The organism is Streptomyces sp. NPDC030838, assembly GCF_055572035.1.
Genome location: NZ_JBVIED010000001.1, coordinates 558,621 through 572,706 on the forward strand (window position 1 = coordinate 558,621; position 14,086 = coordinate 572,706).

A 14,086-nucleotide genomic window follows, 5' to 3' on the forward strand; every position below is an offset into this window, starting at 1 on the left:
AAGAAAAAGGTTCTCCGTGTCTGTCTCCCGCATCGCCCGCCGCATCGCGTCCCCGAAGAAGGCCCTCACCACCGCCGTCGTGGCCGCCGCCGCGACCGGCATGGCGCTGACCGCCGCTCCGGCGCACGCCGCGACGACTGCTTCGCCCTCCGAGGCGAAGGCGATCGCGAAGCAGATGATCCCGAACGCCGCTCAGTTCAACGCCTTCAGCAAGATCGTCGAGCACGAGAGCGGCTGGGACGTCGACGCCACCAACCCCTCCTCCGGCGCCTACGGCCTGGTCCAGGCCCTGCCGGGCTCCAAGATGGCCGCCGCCGGCTCTGACTGGAAGACCAACGCCAAGACCCAGATCAAGTGGGGTCTGGACTACATGAACTCCCGCTACGGCAGCCCGGCCGGCGCCTGGAACTTCTGGCAGGCGAACGGCTGGTACTGAGCCGAACCTGCCGGCCCCTTTCCTCCGAAAGGGCACCCGCACGCACGCCTGAAGGCGGCGGCCCCGATCCCCGGGCCGCCGCCTTCGGGCGTTCACGCCTCGACCCGCAGTTCCTTCACCCCGTTGATCCACGCCGACCGCAGCCGCCGGGGCTCGTCCACCAGCCGGAGGCCCGGCATCGCGTCGGCGAGGGCGTTGAAGATGAGGTCGATCTCCAGGACGGCCAGGGACTTACCCAGGCAGTAGTGCGGCCCCCCGCCGCCGAAGCCCAGATGAGGATTCGGGTCGCGGGTGATGTCGAACACGTCCGGCGCCTCGAAGACCTCGGGGTCATGGTTCGCGGACGCGTAGAAAAGACCGACGCGGTCGCCCTTCTTTATCCGCTTCCCGCCCAGCTCGGTGTCCTGGGTGGCGGTGCGCTGGAAAGAGACGACGGGAGTGGCCCAGCGCACGATCTCCTCCGCCGCCGTCCCCGGCCGCTCCCTCTTGTACAGCTCCCACTGCTCGGGGTGGGTCAGGAAGGCGTGCATGCCGTGCGTGATGGCGTTGCGCGTCGTCTCGTTCCCCGCCACCGCCAGCATCAGCACGAAGAAGCCGAACTCGTCCGACCCGAGATTCCCCTCGTCCTCCGCCGCGACCAGCGTCGTCACGATGTCGTGCGCCGGGCACTGCTTGCGGTCGGCGGCCATGTTCATGGCGTAGGCGATCAGTTCGGTGGCCGATTCCCGGCCGACCTCCTCCGTGATGGCGTACTCGGGATCGTCGTACGCGATCATCCGGTTCGACCACTCGAAGATCTTCGCCCGGTCGTCCTGCGGTATCCCGATCAGCTCCGCGATCGCCTGGAGCGGCAGCTCGCACGCCACCTCGGTGACGAAGTCGAACGGCCCGGAGCGGGCGCGCGCCCCTGCCACGATCGCCCGCGCCCGCTCCCGCAGCCGCCCCTCCAGCGCCCGGATGGCCCGGGGCGTGAAGCCGCGCTGCACGATCTGGCGGACCCGGGTGTGCTCCGGCGGGTCCATGTTCAGCAGGATCAGCCGCTGGGCGTCGATCGCGTCGCGCTCGATGTGCTCGTTGAAGCGGATGATCGCGGTGTTCACGGTCGAGGAGAAGATCTCGGGGTGGGTGGAGACGTAGCGCACGTCGGCGTGGCGGGTCACCGCCCAGTAGCCCGCGTCCTGGAAGCCGGCCACATTGCCCGACTGCGGTATCCAGCGGACCGGCTCGGCCCGGCGCAGCTCGGCGAACTCCGGGAGGGGGACGCGGTGATGAAGCAGGTCGGGATCGGTGAAGTCGAACCCGTCGGGCAGCGCTGGACAGGGCATACGGCGGCTCCAGCCATCTGACGGTTCATCAGAAATGGGTTGCGGGGAAGGTAGTTCAATGCCCTGAAGGCTGCAAGACCCTTGCGGTGGCGTACGTCACATCAGCACACTGCCCACAGGAACTAGAACACGTACTAGTTCCCGTGCTGGTTCCCGCCCCCCGAGAGGACCCGCCCCCCATGGCCGCCGAACCCGTGATCGTGGAAGCCGTCCGCACCCCCATCGGCAAGCGCGGCGGCGCGCTCGCCAACCTCCACCCCGCCTACCTGCTCGGCGAGACCTACCGCGAGCTGCTCGGCCGCACCGGCATCCCCGCCGACTGCGTGGAGCAGATCGTCGGCGGCACCGTCACCCACGCCGGCGAGCAGTCCATGAACCCCGCGCGCACCGCCTGGCTCACCATGGGCCTGCCCTACGAGACCGCCGCGACCACCGTCGACGCCCAGTGCGGCTCCTCCCAGCAGGCCTCCCACATGGTCGCCAACATGATCGCGGCCGGGGTCATCGACGTCGGCATCTCGTGCGGCGTCGAGTCCATGTCCCGCGTCCCGCTCGGCTCCGGCTCCAAGCACGGCCCCGGCAAGCCGTTCCCCGACGAGTGGAACGTCGACCTCCCCAACCAGTTCCAGGCCGCCGAGCGCATCGCCCGCCACCGGGGCCTCACCCGCGAGAACGTCGACTCCCTCGGCCTCCTGTCCCAGCAGCGCGCGGCGATGGCCTGGTCCGAGGAGCGGTTCAAGCGCGAGACGTTCGCCGTCCAGGTCCCGACAACGGAGGAGGAGCAGTACGCCGGGCAGGGCATGTGGCGACTCGTCGACCGTGACGAGGGCTTGCGCGACACCTCCATGGAGGCCCTGGCGGGCCTGAAGCCCATCATGCCCACGGCCGTTCACACGGCGGGCAACTCGTCGCAGATCTCCGACGGCTCGGCGGCGATCATGTGGGCGTCGAAGCGGATGGCGCGTGCGCTGAAGTTGAAACCGAGGGCGCGGATCGTGGCCCAGGCGCTGGTGGGCGCGGACCCGCACTTCCACCTCGACGGTCCGATCGACGCGACCAAGGCGGTCCTCGGCAAGGCGGGCATGTCCCTGAAGGACATCGACCTCGTCGAGATCAACGAGGCGTTCGCGTCGGTTGTGTTGAGCTGGGCCCAGGTCTTCGAGCAGGACCTGGAGAAGGTCAACGTCAACGGCGGTGCGATCGCGCTCGGGCACCCGGTGGGGGCCACCGGGGCCCGGCTCATCACGACCGCACTGCATGAACTTGAGCGCGCGGACAAGGAGTTCGCGCTGGTGACCATGTGCGCCGGGGGCGGACTGGCCACCGGGACGATCATTCAGCGGTTGTAGTCGTCCAGGAGACGAACTCGGAGAAGGCGGCGGGCGCGAGCGTCAGCACGGGCCCGCCGGGGTTCTTGGAGTCGCGTACGGCTACGACAGCGGGGAGCTCAGCAACCTCGATGCATTCGCCGCCCTGATCGCTGCTGTAGCTCGACTTACGCCACTGGACCCCCGCCGGAATCGCGTTGCTCCCCATAGCGTTCCTCCATCACGCGTCGGATCAGCTCCGCCGAATCTCTGAGGGAGAGGGCGGCGGCTCGCAGATGATCGTAACGGAGTGAGCAGTCGTTGACGGTCTCCGGGTTGGCGCTGGGATGGCCGCTGCCATAGCCCTCTGTGTAGACGATGGCCGGGTCGCTCGCGAACTGGAAGAGGGTGAATGAGCCTGTAAGCCCCGCGTGCTCACCAACCTCGTAAGGCAGCACTTGGATGTTGATCCGAGGGTTCCTCTCAAACGACAACAGGCGCTCGAGTTGCCCGAGCATGACCTCCCGGCCACCGATCTCCTGATGCAGCGCGGCCTCGCTCAGCACCGCCCAGAACACCGGCGGCGTCTCCTTCTCGAAGATCTGCTGGCGGGCCAGCCGGACGGCGGTGCGGTCGTCGAGGTCGGTCTCGTCCAACACGCCCAGGACAGCGCGCGCGTACGGCTTGGTCTGGAGGAGACCGTGCACCATGTTCATTTGGAAGGTGCTGATCTCGATGGCCCGCGCCTCCAGCTCCGCCACCTGCCGGAACCACGCCGGAAGCTGGCTGCGCAGCACCAGTGTGACGAGCCGCGACAGCAACCCATCCGTCCCCAGCGCCGCGTCCACCCGCTCGCTGAACTCCACCGTGGGCACTTTCCTGGCCGTCTCAATCTGACCGATGAGCGAACCGGTGTAGTTGACGATCTCCCCGAGCTGCCGCTGCGTCAGTCCCGCCGCCTCTCTCAGCCGACGCAACTCGAAGCCGTAGTAATCAAGCGGCGACGCACCCGGATCCAGGACGTTGATGTGCACGCACGGCCCCTCTCTGACAACTCGGTCAACTCCGCCCACGCGGGGACCCGTTGTATCCGTTCGGTAGCCCAGCGTAGCTACGGCACGTCAGCCTCGTCCCATGAACGATTACTTTCTCTCGCCCCTCCTGGGGCCACGCACCCCGCAGTACCGCATGAGCCTCACCGTCGGAGAGCACTCCGCGCGGCACATCCGGAGGATCGTCCGCTCGTTCCTCGAAGAGTGGCGCATGCCCGAGCTGTCGGACGCCGCCGAGCTGGGGGTGACCGAGCTGGTCGCGAACGTCGTACGGCATGTCCCGGACCGCCGCTGCACGGTCGTCCTGCTACGGCAGACCGCGGCGGTCCGGGTGGAGGTCAGCGACGGCTCGGATCAGCTGCCGTCCTTCTCCAGTGAGGTGTCCTTGGACTCGGAGACGGGGCGGGGACTCCTGCTGCTGGACGCCGTCGTCGACAAGTGGGGCGTGGACTCCTCCCGCGCCGGAGGCAAAACGGTCTGGTTCGAGTGCGCGGCAGCGACCGACGCCCTCGGGCCCTGAAGGACGTACGCGAGGCCGAAGCCGGCGAGGACGACGGCCGCGCCGCCGACCGCGTCGAGGACCCAGTGGTTGCCGGTGGCGACGATGGCCATGACGGTGAAGAGCGGGTGGAGCAGGCCGAGGGCCTTCATCCACAGCTTGGGGGCGACGATCGCGATGACGAGCCCGCACCACAGGGACCAGCCGAAGTGCAGCGAGGGCATGGCGGCGTACTGGTTGGTCAGCGAGGTCAGCGTGCCGTAGTCGGGCTGGGTGAAGTCCTGGACACCGTGGACGGTGTCGATGATGCCGTGGTCCGGCATCAGGCGCGGGGGCGCCAGCGGGTACGCCCAGAAGCCGACCAGGGCCAGCAACGTGGTCAGGCCGAGCGTGGAGCGGGCCCAGCGGTAGTCCACCGGGCGGCGCCAGTACAGGACGCCGAGGACCGTCAGCGGGACGGCGAAGTGGAAGGACGTGTAGTAGAAGTCGAAGAACCCGCGCAGCCAGTCGATCTTGACGACGGCGTGGTTGACCGCGCGCTCGATGTCGATGTGGAGAAAGCGTTCGATCGACAGGATCTGCTCGCCGTGGTGTTCCGCGCGCTCCCGGCCGCCGGAGATCGTGCCGCCGGTCGCGGCGAGCCGGACCTGGGAGTACGCGGCGTAGGTGACGCGGATGAGCAGCAGTTCCAGGAGCAGGTTGGGGCGGGCGAACACCCGGCGCAGGAAGGGCAGCAGCGGGATGCGCTGGAAGCGGGCCGGGGCCGGGGCGGCGTAGTCCGTGGGGATGGGTGAGCGGTAGTTCGGGGAGGTGCGGGAGAGGAAGGGGACGGCCGTGGCGGCGAGGACGGCCGCGAGCAGGATCATGTTGTCCCGCAGCGGGTGCAGGAAGCCCATGTCCGGCAGCATCATCTTCGCCGGGAGGGTCATGACGAGGATGACGGCGACCGGCCAGACCGGGCGGTCGGCGGCTCGCTTGCCGACCCGGCCGACGACGGCCAGGAGGACCCAGAGGAGCTGGTGCTGCCAGGTGGTCGGGGAGATGACGATCGCCGCGCAGCCGGTGATGGCGACGGCGAGCAGGAGCTGGCCGTCGCGGGCGTAGCGCACCGCGCGGCGCACGCCGAGGACGGCGACGCCCGTGCCGAGGACGAGGAAGAGGCCGATCTCCAGGGGGCCGGTCAGGCCGAGGCGGAGCAGGGCGCCGTGCAGGGACTGGTTGGCGAGGTCGTCGGCGGGTCCGCCGAGGCCGGTGCCGGCCAGGTGGTGCACCCAGTAGGTGTACGAGTCGTGCGGCATCGCCGCCCAGGCCAGCGCCGTACAGCCGGCGAAGGCCGTGCCGAGGGAGGCGGCGGCGTGGCGGCGGCCGGTGAACCACAGCAGCGGGGCGAAGAGCAGGACGGTGGGCTGGAGGGCGGCGGCGAGGCCGATGAGGGCGCCGCTGGCCCGTTCGCCGCGCACGGCGAAGCAGCCGAGGAGGACGAGCAGGACGGGGATGATGCTGGTCTGGCCGAGCCAGAAGGCGTTGCGGACCGGCAGGGACAGCATGAGCAGGCTGATCGCGGCGGGGGCGGCGAAGAGGGCCGTACGGCGGCTGACCGGCTTCGGCAGGGCGCGGGCGGCCACCAGGCCGAGGCCGACGACCAGCAGGAGCGTGCCGAAGGTCCAGCCCCAGCCGAGGGCCTGTTCTGCCGCACGGGTCAGGGGTTTGAGGACGAGGCCGCCGAAGGGGGTGCCGGTGAAGCGCGTCGAGTCGTAGAGCGAGCCCTCGACGTGCAGCACGCCGTTCGGTCCGACCCAGGTCTCCAGGTCGGTCAGGCGTTCGCCCCGGGGCGTGCCGAGGACCACGGCCAGCTGTCGTACGGCGAGGACCGCGACGACCAGCCACAGGGCCACGCGGGCGGCCAGCACCCGCGCTCCGGTCCCGGCCCCGCCGACCGTCGTCGCTCCCAGGGCTCCCGCCGGTCGCCCAGTGTGCTCCGCATTCACCACGCCCCGTCGGCCTCCCGCCCCATTCGTCCCACGTGTCCCGTACGTGGGCCCGTCTGCCGTGCGAACCGTGGGGGCTCGCGCACCCCCGGAGGAAGACGCAGGCCACCCCCGCTTCACCTGGCGTCCGATCTCCTTTTGTCCGGAAGACGATATAGGGGCGGTGGTTCGGTTGCCTCTATAAGGAGGGAGATCGATCACACATCGATCACGCTGCGGGTTTCGGCGGAACCGGGCGGTCCGCCCCGCCGTCGGTACGTGGCATGAACACCGCCAGATCAGTCAGGTCACGCATGCGGGGGCGGGTCGTCGCCGTCGTCCTCGCGCTCCTCGGCTTCCAGCTCGGCTCGCTGCTGATCGCGCCCGCGTACGCGTGCGGCTGCGGGGCGATGCTGCCGGACGACCAGCGGCATATGAGCGTGGGCCGCGAGGAGTCCGTCGTGCGGTGGGACGGGCGGCGCGAGCAGATCGTCATGAGCCTGACCGTGGACGGGGACGCCCAGCGGGCCGCGTGGATCATGCCGGTGCCGAACCGGGCGACCGTGAAGCTCGGTGACCCGGAGCTGTTCGAGGAGGTGCGGGACGTCACCGCGCCCGTGCACCGGGACCGGTACTACTTCTGGCCCCGGAACGGCGACTGGCCGCTGAACATCGGCGACGGCGACATGGTGGGCGCGCCGATGCCCGGCGACGGCGCCGGGTCGGGCGTCGGCGTGGTCGGGCGGCAGCGGCTCGGCTCGTTCGACGTGGCCCGGCTGACCGCGACCGACCCGGCCGCGCTGGACACCTGGCTCCGCGAGAACGGGTTCACCTTCCCGGACCGGCTGCGCGAGGCGCTGAAGCCGTACGTGGAGCAGCGCTGGGAGTACGTCGCGGTCCGCCTCGCCCCGGACGCCGCCGACGGAACGGCCCTCACCGGCACCCTCGACCCCCTCCATCTCAGCTTCGCCGCCGACGCCCCCGTCTACCCGATGCGGCTGTCCCGGCTGGCGACGACCCCGCAGTCGCTGGGCCTGTACGTGCTCGCCGACCACCGGATGGAGCCGCGCGACGGCATCGGCGGCGGCGCGCCCCGGGTGACGTACGCCGGGCGGGTCGAGGAGTCGTCCGGTCCGGCGTCCGGTCCGCTGGCCGAGCTGGCCGAGGGCACCCCGTTCCTGACCGCCGTCACCCAGGACTTCCCGGTGCCGTCGCAGATCTCCGGGGACCACGAACTGCGGCGCACGCCCACCGACGCCACGTTCCAGCAGGTCGTCTATGACGACAAACTGCGCAGGATCGCCGGGGTGCCGGCGTGGCTGGTGACGGTGGGCGGGGCCGTCCTGGCGATCACGGCCGGGGTGGTATTCGCCGTACGGCGGTCCCGGCGTGAGAGCCTGATCACATGAGCGAGTCGCAGATCTGGGACACCGTCGACGAGTACTTCTCCGCCCACCTCTCCCCCGACGACGAGCCGCTGCGGGCGGCCCTGCGTGACAGCGAGGCCGCCGACCTGCCGCGGGTCAACGTCACCGCGCCCCAGGGGAAGATGCTCCAGCTCCTCGCCGAGATCCAGGGAGCGCGCAACATCCTGGAGATCGGCACGCTCGGCGGCTACAGCACCATCTGGCTGGGCCGCGCGCTGCCCGCCGACGGCCGGCTGATCTCGCTGGAGTACAGCCCCAAGCACGCCGAGGTCGCCACCCGCAATATCGCCCGGGCGGGCCTGGACAAGATCGTCGAGGTACGGGTGGGGGCCGCGCTGGAATCGCTGCCCCAGCTGGCCGACGAGAACCCGCCGCCCTTCGACCTGGTCTTCATCGACGCCGACAAGGCCAACAACGCCCACTACGTCGAGTGGGCGCTGCGGCTCACCCGCGCGGGCAGCGTGATCGTCGTCGACAACGTGGTGCGGGGCGGGCGGATCGCCAACGCGGTCAGCGACGAGCCGGACGTCCAGGGCACCCGCGCGGCCATCGAACTGATCGCCTCCCACCCGAGGCTGAGCGGGACGGCGATCCAGACGGTGGGGACGAAGGGGTACGACGGGTTCGCGCTGGCGCGGGTGCTGGCGTAGGGCGGTCCGGGGCCTTTTTGTCTCGGACGCTTTTGTCCCGGACGCTCAGGCCTCTTTGGCCTCTTTGACCTCTTTGACCTCTTGGTCTCAGACCTCGTGATAGAAGCCGACGTTGACGCTGCGCGGGGCGGTGCGGTCCTGGATGACGACCTCGCCGTTGCCGCCGCGCGGCAGCGGCATCGTGCCGCCGTAGGCGAGGGGCTGGGCGTACTCGCCGACCATCAGGCGGACCTCGGAGGAGGGCTCGGCCTGCGAGCCGCGTAGCCAGGTCACGTGCCAGGCGCCGTCCTGGCCGCAGGCGAACTCCAGGTGCACCCGGGAGACGAACAGCCAGTCGTCCGGGGTGGCCAGCCGGCACATGGACTTGTCGCGGCCCACCCGCAGCACGGCTCCCGGCGCGCTGGGCGCGTCGGCCATGAGCATGCCGGCCGTGGCGCCCGCGTCCGCGCCGGAGACGGAGGCCATGGTCAGTTCGAGCACGTGCCGCTCCTCGTTGTCTGGTAACGCCCTTGTGCGACGGCCCGGTTGGCCTGCCGCCGCCGCATGATAAATCGCCCCGAGCGGCGGCGTCCGGCACAATGGCCGCATGACCGAGCGAAAGCCACCCGGCGTGAGCTTCGAGTCCTGGACCGACAAACAGATCCGTGACGCCAAGGCCCGTGGCGAGTTCGACCGGCTGCCGGGCGCGGGGAAACCACTGCCGGCCGACATCGAGGCCGACTACGACGAACAGTGGTGGATCAGGCGGAAGCTGGCCCGGGAGGGCGTCTCGGTGCTGCCGCCGACGCTGGCGCTGCGCAAGGAGGCGGAGGACGCGCTGCTGGCGGCGCTCTCGGCGCCGTCGGAACGGCTGGTACGCAAGATCATCGACACCGTCAACGTCAAGATCCGCGACATGATGTTCAAGCCGCCGCCCGGCCCCCCGCTGGGGCTGAAGCCGTACGACGTCGAGGAGGTCGTACGCCAATGGCGGGAGGGCCGGGCGCAGGCCTGAGGCGGTTCACTGGTGCAGGAGCCGGTCGGCCAGCTCGCGATAGTCCCGCAGGGCCAGCCGCAGCTGCTCGGTGTCGGTCGTCGCGGGAGTGGCCTCGTCGGTCATCTCCCAGGACCGGCGCAGGGTGCGGCGCCGCTGGGTCACCGCGTCCGTGAACCGTTTCGCGATGTCCTCCATCACATGATCGGCCTCCTCCACGGCCGCCCGGGGCCCGTCGACGAACCGGGACACCGCGTGCTGCATCCGCTCGGAGAGCTTGTCGCACTCGGTGTGCGGCAGGATCGGCGCGAGATGGGGGGCCTTCTCGGCGCGGGCACGCCCCGACTCGACTCCGGTCGCCGCTTCGCCGCCCGCCGGAGGAACCTCACGCTGGGCGCCTTCCGCACCATGCTCCGCTTCCGTGGGCTGAGCGGTACGCCCCGCTTCCGTGGGCACTTCGGGCGGCTCGGCACCACGCCCCGGCGCCTCGTCGGAGATCCCCGGCACGGGGCGGGTGCCCGCCGGCACGTCACCGGCAACGCCCGGCACCGGACCAGCGGTACCGGGGACCTGCCCGGCGACGCCGGGCACCTGCCCGCCGGGCGCGGGCCGCATGGCCTCGTCGCCGGGGGCGGGGCGGGTGGCGTCAGGAGCCGGAGGCGGGGTCCGGCCACCCGGCCCGGCCTCACCACCGGGCCCGGCCTCACCGCCCAGCCCCGGGCGCCCCTCCGCCCCGCCGGGCACAGCCCCGCCACCCGGCGCGGGCTGCACCGCCTCGTCACCCGAGGCCCGGCGCTCTGCATCGCCTGCCACCGGCGGAGTCCGCCCGCTCGGCCCGAACTCACCCTCCGGGCCCGGTCCCACCCCCGCCCCGCCAGGCGCGTCCTCGGCGCCCGCGCCACGGCCCATCGCCACGCCGCCCGGCGCGGGCCGTACGGCCTCGTCACCCGGCGCGGAGCGCAGCCCCTCCTCGCCCGGCGCCGAGCGCGTCGGCGGTGGCTCGCCGCCCCTCGGGCGGCGGAGGTCGTCCTCGCTCGGCCGTGGTGTGTCGGTCATCTGGCTCAACTCCCCTTCGCGTGATGCCTGGTGAACCCCCACGGCAGGTGGGTGCGGCCGCGGCGGGCGTGGGACGGGGGTCGGCGGTCGCCGGAGTCGCCGGTGTCCTGGCGGGCGGGGGCGACCAGGTCGTCGAACAGGGCGCGGGCCTCGACCATGGCCTCGCGCATCTCCTCGGTGGCGGCCTGCTCGGGCTGCCCGTCGGCACCGCCGTCCGCGCGGGCGATGCGGTGGACGCGCCGGTAGCCGTGCACGTGGTCCGCGTGGTGCACGGACAGCGCGGCCAGTTGCTCCTCGTAGTGGCCGCCGTCGGGGAAGCCGCGTGCCCCGGCCAGTTCGGCGAGCAGCCGGTCCGCCTCGGTCACCGCGTCGCGCGGCGAGTCGACGAACCGTTCCTGCGCCGCCTGCCACCGCTCCTCGTACTCCCGGCGCCGCTCCGGCTCCAGCGGCCGTTCGTGCAGGCCGCCGTGGCGTTCCAGGCGCCCGGCGAGTTCCCGCTCGGCGGCCTTGCTGTCGCCGTCGTGCCGGGCGACGGCCCGCTCGTACTCGGGTCCGAAGCGTCGCTTCAGGTCCCGTCCCGTCGTCGCGTGCCGGCGCCGCCGCAGGGTCATCAGGGCAGCCGCGGCGATGACGACGACCGCCCCGATCACGATCAACGCAATGATCAAGCCTGTGTCCATCTGGGTCGCCCTCCTGGTTTCGGGCCTCGGATCGCTGACCGGGTTGCCCCACGGCCTTGGCCCAAACGACGCCCCCTCCCCGAGAATGGCCGGCATGACCTCACCGGCAACGTCCTGGACCGTCACATCCGAACCCGTCGCCTCTCCCGACGCCGCAGCGCTCTGGCGGGCGTACTACACGGAGGTCAGCGACCGCTGGTACCTGCTGTACGAGGGCCGCCGCACCGACCCGGACGAACTGGAGCGGGAGATCGCGGCCGGGGCGGAGGGCGGGCTCACCCCGCCCGGGGGGCGGCTGATGGTCGCGCGGTACGGCGGTGTGCCCGCCGGCACCGCGGGCATACGACGCACCGCGGACCCGGCCGTCGCCGAGCTGACGCGGGTCTTCCTGCTGCCGGACTTCCGCGGCAAGGGCGGCGCCGCGCCGCTGGTGGCCGCCGCCGAGGACGCCGCCCGGGCGCTGGGCGCGAAACGGCTGGTGCTGGACACGCGCGGCGACCTGGTGGAGGCGCGGGCGCTGTACGCGCGGCTCGGCTACGAGGAGACCGCGCCGCACAACGACGCGCCGTACGCCGAGCACTGGTTCGGGAAGGACCTCGGCTGAGGGCCTCGGCCTCAGCTGAACCTCGACGCCGGGCGGCCGTCGTGCGGCTGTTCGCGGTCCGAGCCGCACAGCTCGTCGTTGAGCTCCCGCACCAGTTCCCGCAGGTCCCTCGGGCGGTCCGGGCCCCACCAGTCGCCCAGCAGCTCCGCCAGGGACTCCTCGCGCGCGTGTGCCAGCCGTTCGGCGACCTCGCGGCCCTGCTTGGTCAGGTAGAGGTCCAGCCCGTCCCGGGTGGCCAGCCGGCGCTCCTCGACCTGGCGGGCGGCCTCCATGATGGCGCCCAGCGGCACGGTGCTGCGCTCGGCGAGCACCCCGGGCTCCACCCAGCCGTACCGTTTCATCCGCAGCAGCAGCCAGCTCGCCGCGGGCAGCAGGTCGTAGCCCGCCCGCGCGGTGATCTTCCGGTACACCTCGCGCCGGCCCTCCCGGGTGCCCAGCACGGACAGCGCCCGGCACACCTCGTCGTACGACGACCGCTCCACCGGGTTGCTGGCCAGCGTCTCCGTCACGTCGGGCGCGGTGACCGAGCCGCGCAGCCGGTCCTCCCTGAGGAACCAGGCCAGCAGGAAGCCGACCAGGGCGACCGGGGCGGCGTAGAGGAAGACGTCGGTGATGGCCGTCGCGTACGCGTGCAGCGCGGCGGGGCGCAGTTCCGGCGGCAGCTGGGCCAGGCCGCGCGGGTCGGCCTCCAGGGCGTCCACCGAGACGCCGGGCGGGAGTTCGGCGCCGCGGAGGGCGTCGGTGAGCTTGTCGCCGAGGCGTCCGGCGAAGATCGTGCCGAACACGGCCACGCCGAACGCGGCCCCGATCGACCGGAAGAAGGTCGCGCCGGAGGTGGCGACGCCCAGATCCTCGTACGACACGGCGTTCTGCACGATCAGCACCAGCACCTGCATGACCAGGCCGAGACCGAGGCCGAAGACGAAGAAGAAGCCGCTGATCTGGGTGTCCGAGCTGTGCTCGTCCAGTTCCTGGAGCAGAAGCAGGCCGAGCGTGGTGATGCCGGTGCCCGCGATCGGGAACACCTTCCAGCGGCCGGTGCGGCTGACGATCTGCCCGGACACGGTCGAGGCCAGCAGCAGGCCCAGCACCATGGGCAGCATGTGGACACCGGACATGGTCGGCGAGACGCCCTGTACGACCTGGAGGAACGTCGGCAGGTAGGTCATCGCGCCGAACATGGCGAAGCCGACGACCAGGCTGATGATCGCGGACAGGGTGAAGGTGCGGATCCGGAACAGCTTCAGCGGCAGCACCGGCTCCGCCGCCCTGCGCTCCACCGCCACGAACGCGACCGCGAGCAGCACGCCGAGCACCGCCAGGCCGACGATCTGCGGCGATCCCCAGCTCCAGGTGGTGCCGCCGAGCGAGGCGACCAGGACGAAGCAGGTGGCGACGGAGGCGATCAGGAAGGTGCCGAGGTAGTCGATGACGTGCTGCGTGGCCTTGCGCGGGATGTGCAGCACGGCGGCGATCACGGCGAGCGCGACCACGCCGACCGGCAGGTTGATGTAGAAGACCCAGCGCCAGCTCAGATGCTCGGTGAAGACGCCGCCGAGCAGCGGGCCGAGCACGCTCGTCGCGCCGAAGACCGCGCCGAAGAGACCTTGGTAGCGGCCCCGGTCGCGGGGCTGCACCAGATCGCCGACGATCGCCATCGACAGCACCATCAACCCGCCGCCGCCCAGGCCCTGGAGCGCGCGGAAGGCGATCAGCTCGGCCATGTTCTGCGCCATGCCGCACAGCGCCGAGCCGATCAGGAAGATGACGATGGCGGCCTGGTAGAGCCGTTTGCGCCCGTACTGGTCGCCCAGCTTGCCCCACAGCGGGGTCGCGGCCGTCGACGCCAGCAGATAGGCGGTGACCACCCACGACAGGTGCTCCATGCCGCCCAGCTCGCTGACGATGGTGGGCAGCGCCGTGGAGACGATGGTCTGGTCGAGCGCGGCGAGCAGCATGCCGAGGAGCAGGGCCCCGATCGAGACCAGGACGTCGCCGGAGACGTGTTCCTGGGTGCTCACCCCGCGCTGCGGGCCGCGTGCCTGAGCCGCTGTGCTGCGCGCATCCTCGGCCATGGGACCTCCCGAGGCTCGGTCGACGCCTGCCGTGG

Annotated in this window: 14 protein-coding genes and 1 pseudogene; 7 read left to right on the top strand and 8 right to left on the bottom strand. The window is 71.5% G+C overall.

Annotation, left to right across the window (positions count from 1 at the left end; all coding sequences use genetic code 11):
- Window positions 1-16 precede the first annotated feature (16 nt).
- Window positions 17-436, top strand: a complete 420-nt coding sequence (locus ACZ42A_RS02480; protein ID WP_468525268.1) for an aggregation-promoting factor C-terminal-like domain-containing protein — start codon at window positions 17-19, stop codon at window positions 434-436.
- 92 nt (window positions 437-528) lie between these two features.
- On the opposite strand, the gene ACZ42A_RS02485 is transcribed toward ACZ42A_RS02480, so the two are convergent.
- Window positions 529-1,761 (bottom strand): cytochrome P450, encoded by a 1,233-nt coding sequence (locus tag ACZ42A_RS02485; RefSeq protein ID WP_468525269.1) that lies wholly within the window; start codon window positions 1,759-1,761, stop codon window positions 529-531.
- Window positions 1,762-1,940: 179 nt separating this feature from the next.
- On the opposite strand from ACZ42A_RS02485, the gene ACZ42A_RS02490 reads away from it, so the two are divergent.
- Entirely contained in the window at window positions 1,941-3,110 is a 1,170-nt protein-coding gene (locus tag ACZ42A_RS02490) for a steroid 3-ketoacyl-CoA thiolase (RefSeq protein ID WP_468525270.1), read from the top strand.
- On the opposite strand, the gene ACZ42A_RS02495 is transcribed toward ACZ42A_RS02490, so the two are convergent.
- Entirely contained in the window at window positions 3,094-3,297 is a 204-nt protein-coding gene (locus ACZ42A_RS02495; protein WP_468525271.1) for a DUF397 domain-containing protein, read from the bottom strand. The two genes, ACZ42A_RS02490 and ACZ42A_RS02495, sit on opposite strands and share 17 nt — an antisense overlap.
- Window positions 3,257-4,102 carry a helix-turn-helix domain-containing protein gene (locus ACZ42A_RS02500; RefSeq protein ID WP_468525272.1) on the bottom strand — a complete coding sequence of 282 codons (846 nt, stop codon included), beginning with the start codon at window positions 4,100-4,102 and terminating at the stop codon, window positions 3,257-3,259. The genes ACZ42A_RS02495 and ACZ42A_RS02500 overlap by 41 nt, the downstream gene beginning before the upstream one ends.
- Window positions 4,103-4,331: 229 nt before the next feature.
- On the opposite strand from ACZ42A_RS02500, the pseudogene ACZ42A_RS02505 reads away from it, so the two are divergent.
- Window positions 4,332-4,544: pseudogene (locus tag ACZ42A_RS02505) on the top strand (ATP-binding protein); the annotation flags it as partial.
- On the opposite strand, the gene ACZ42A_RS02510 reads toward ACZ42A_RS02505, so the two are convergent.
- Window positions 4,475-6,610 (bottom strand): bifunctional glycosyltransferase 87/phosphatase PAP2 family protein, encoded by a 2,136-nt coding sequence (locus ACZ42A_RS02510; protein WP_468525273.1) that lies wholly within the window; start codon window positions 6,608-6,610, stop codon window positions 4,475-4,477. The pseudogene ACZ42A_RS02505 and the gene ACZ42A_RS02510 overlap by 70 nt on opposite strands.
- A gap of 290 nt (window positions 6,611-6,900) precedes the next feature.
- Here ACZ42A_RS02510 and ACZ42A_RS02515 point away from each other — a divergent pair, with 290 nt between their 5' ends.
- Window positions 6,901-7,995, top strand: a complete 1,095-nt coding sequence (locus ACZ42A_RS02515; RefSeq protein ID WP_468525274.1) for a DUF2330 domain-containing protein — start codon at window positions 6,901-6,903, stop codon at window positions 7,993-7,995.
- The gene (locus ACZ42A_RS02520) at window positions 7,992-8,663 is read left to right on the top strand and encodes an O-methyltransferase (RefSeq protein ID WP_468525275.1); all 672 of its coding nucleotides are present in this window, start codon (window positions 7,992-7,994) and stop codon (window positions 8,661-8,663) included. The genes ACZ42A_RS02515 and ACZ42A_RS02520 overlap by 4 nt, the downstream gene beginning before the upstream one ends.
- A gap of 87 nt (window positions 8,664-8,750) precedes the next feature.
- Here ACZ42A_RS02520 and ACZ42A_RS02525 read toward each other — a convergent pair whose 3' ends face one another.
- The gene (locus tag ACZ42A_RS02525; RefSeq protein ID WP_468525276.1) at window positions 8,751-9,143 is read right to left on the bottom strand and encodes a hypothetical protein; all 393 of its coding nucleotides are present in this window, start codon (window positions 9,141-9,143) and stop codon (window positions 8,751-8,753) included.
- A gap of 106 nt (window positions 9,144-9,249) precedes the next feature.
- Here ACZ42A_RS02525 and ACZ42A_RS02530 point away from each other — a divergent pair, with 106 nt between their 5' ends.
- Complete coding sequence (locus tag ACZ42A_RS02530) at window positions 9,250-9,657, top strand: DnaJ family domain-containing protein (RefSeq protein ID WP_468525277.1); 408 nt, start codon at window positions 9,250-9,252, stop codon at window positions 9,655-9,657.
- A 6-nt stretch (window positions 9,658-9,663) separates the two neighbouring features.
- On the opposite strand, the gene ACZ42A_RS02535 is transcribed toward ACZ42A_RS02530, so the two are convergent.
- Together ACZ42A_RS02535 and ACZ42A_RS02540 are read right to left on the bottom strand one after the other, a co-directional pair.
- Window positions 9,664-10,692, bottom strand: coding sequence for a hypothetical protein (locus ACZ42A_RS02535; RefSeq protein WP_468525278.1), 1,029 nt, complete (start codon window positions 10,690-10,692; stop codon window positions 9,664-9,666).
- Between the two features lie 5 nt (window positions 10,693-10,697).
- Window positions 10,698-11,372: a hypothetical protein gene (locus ACZ42A_RS02540; protein ID WP_468525279.1), complete on the bottom strand. Its 675-nt coding sequence runs from the start codon at window positions 11,370-11,372 to the stop codon at window positions 10,698-10,700.
- Between the two features lie 85 nt (window positions 11,373-11,457).
- Between ACZ42A_RS02540 and ACZ42A_RS02545 the strand changes: the two genes are divergently transcribed.
- Window positions 11,458-11,976 carry a GNAT family N-acetyltransferase gene (locus ACZ42A_RS02545; protein WP_468525280.1) on the top strand — a complete coding sequence of 173 codons (519 nt, stop codon included), beginning with the start codon at window positions 11,458-11,460 and terminating at the stop codon, window positions 11,974-11,976.
- An 11-nt stretch (window positions 11,977-11,987) separates the two neighbouring features.
- Here the strand turns inward: ACZ42A_RS02545 and ACZ42A_RS02550 are convergent, their stop codons facing one another.
- A complete protein-coding gene (locus ACZ42A_RS02550) occupies window positions 11,988-14,051 on the bottom strand; it encodes an MDR family MFS transporter (protein WP_468525281.1) in 2,064 nt (687 codons plus the stop codon).
- Window positions 14,052-14,086: the final 35 nt, after the last annotated feature.

Coding starts and splice junctions, on each gene's coding strand:
- ACZ42A_RS02515 (WP_468525274.1), top strand. CDS start 6,901: ATGCGGGGGCGGGTCGTCGCCGTCGTCCTCGCGCTCCTCGGCTTCCAG.
- ACZ42A_RS02530 (WP_468525277.1), top strand. CDS start 9,250: ATGACCGAGCGAAAGCCACCCGGCGTGAGCTTCGAGTCCTGGACCGAC.
- ACZ42A_RS02490 (WP_468525270.1), top strand. CDS start 1,941: ATGGCCGCCGAACCCGTGATCGTGGAAGCCGTCCGCACCCCCATCGGC.
- ACZ42A_RS02545 (WP_468525280.1), top strand. CDS start 11,458: ATGGCCGGCATGACCTCACCGGCAACGTCCTGGACCGTCACATCCGAA.
- ACZ42A_RS02550 (WP_468525281.1), bottom strand. CDS start 14,051: ATGGCCGAGGATGCGCGCAGCACAGCGGCTCAGGCACGCGGCCCGCAG.
- ACZ42A_RS02495 (WP_468525271.1), bottom strand. CDS start 3,297: ATGGGGAGCAACGCGATTCCGGCGGGGGTCCAGTGGCGTAAGTCGAGC.
- ACZ42A_RS02520 (WP_468525275.1), top strand. CDS start 7,992: ATGAGCGAGTCGCAGATCTGGGACACCGTCGACGAGTACTTCTCCGCC.
- ACZ42A_RS02485 (WP_468525269.1), bottom strand. CDS start 1,761: ATGCCCTGTCCAGCGCTGCCCGACGGGTTCGACTTCACCGATCCCGAC.
- ACZ42A_RS02540 (WP_468525279.1), bottom strand. CDS start 11,372: ATGGACACAGGCTTGATCATTGCGTTGATCGTGATCGGGGCGGTCGTC.
- ACZ42A_RS02535 (WP_468525278.1), bottom strand. CDS start 10,692: ATGACCGACACACCACGGCCGAGCGAGGACGACCTCCGCCGCCCGAGG.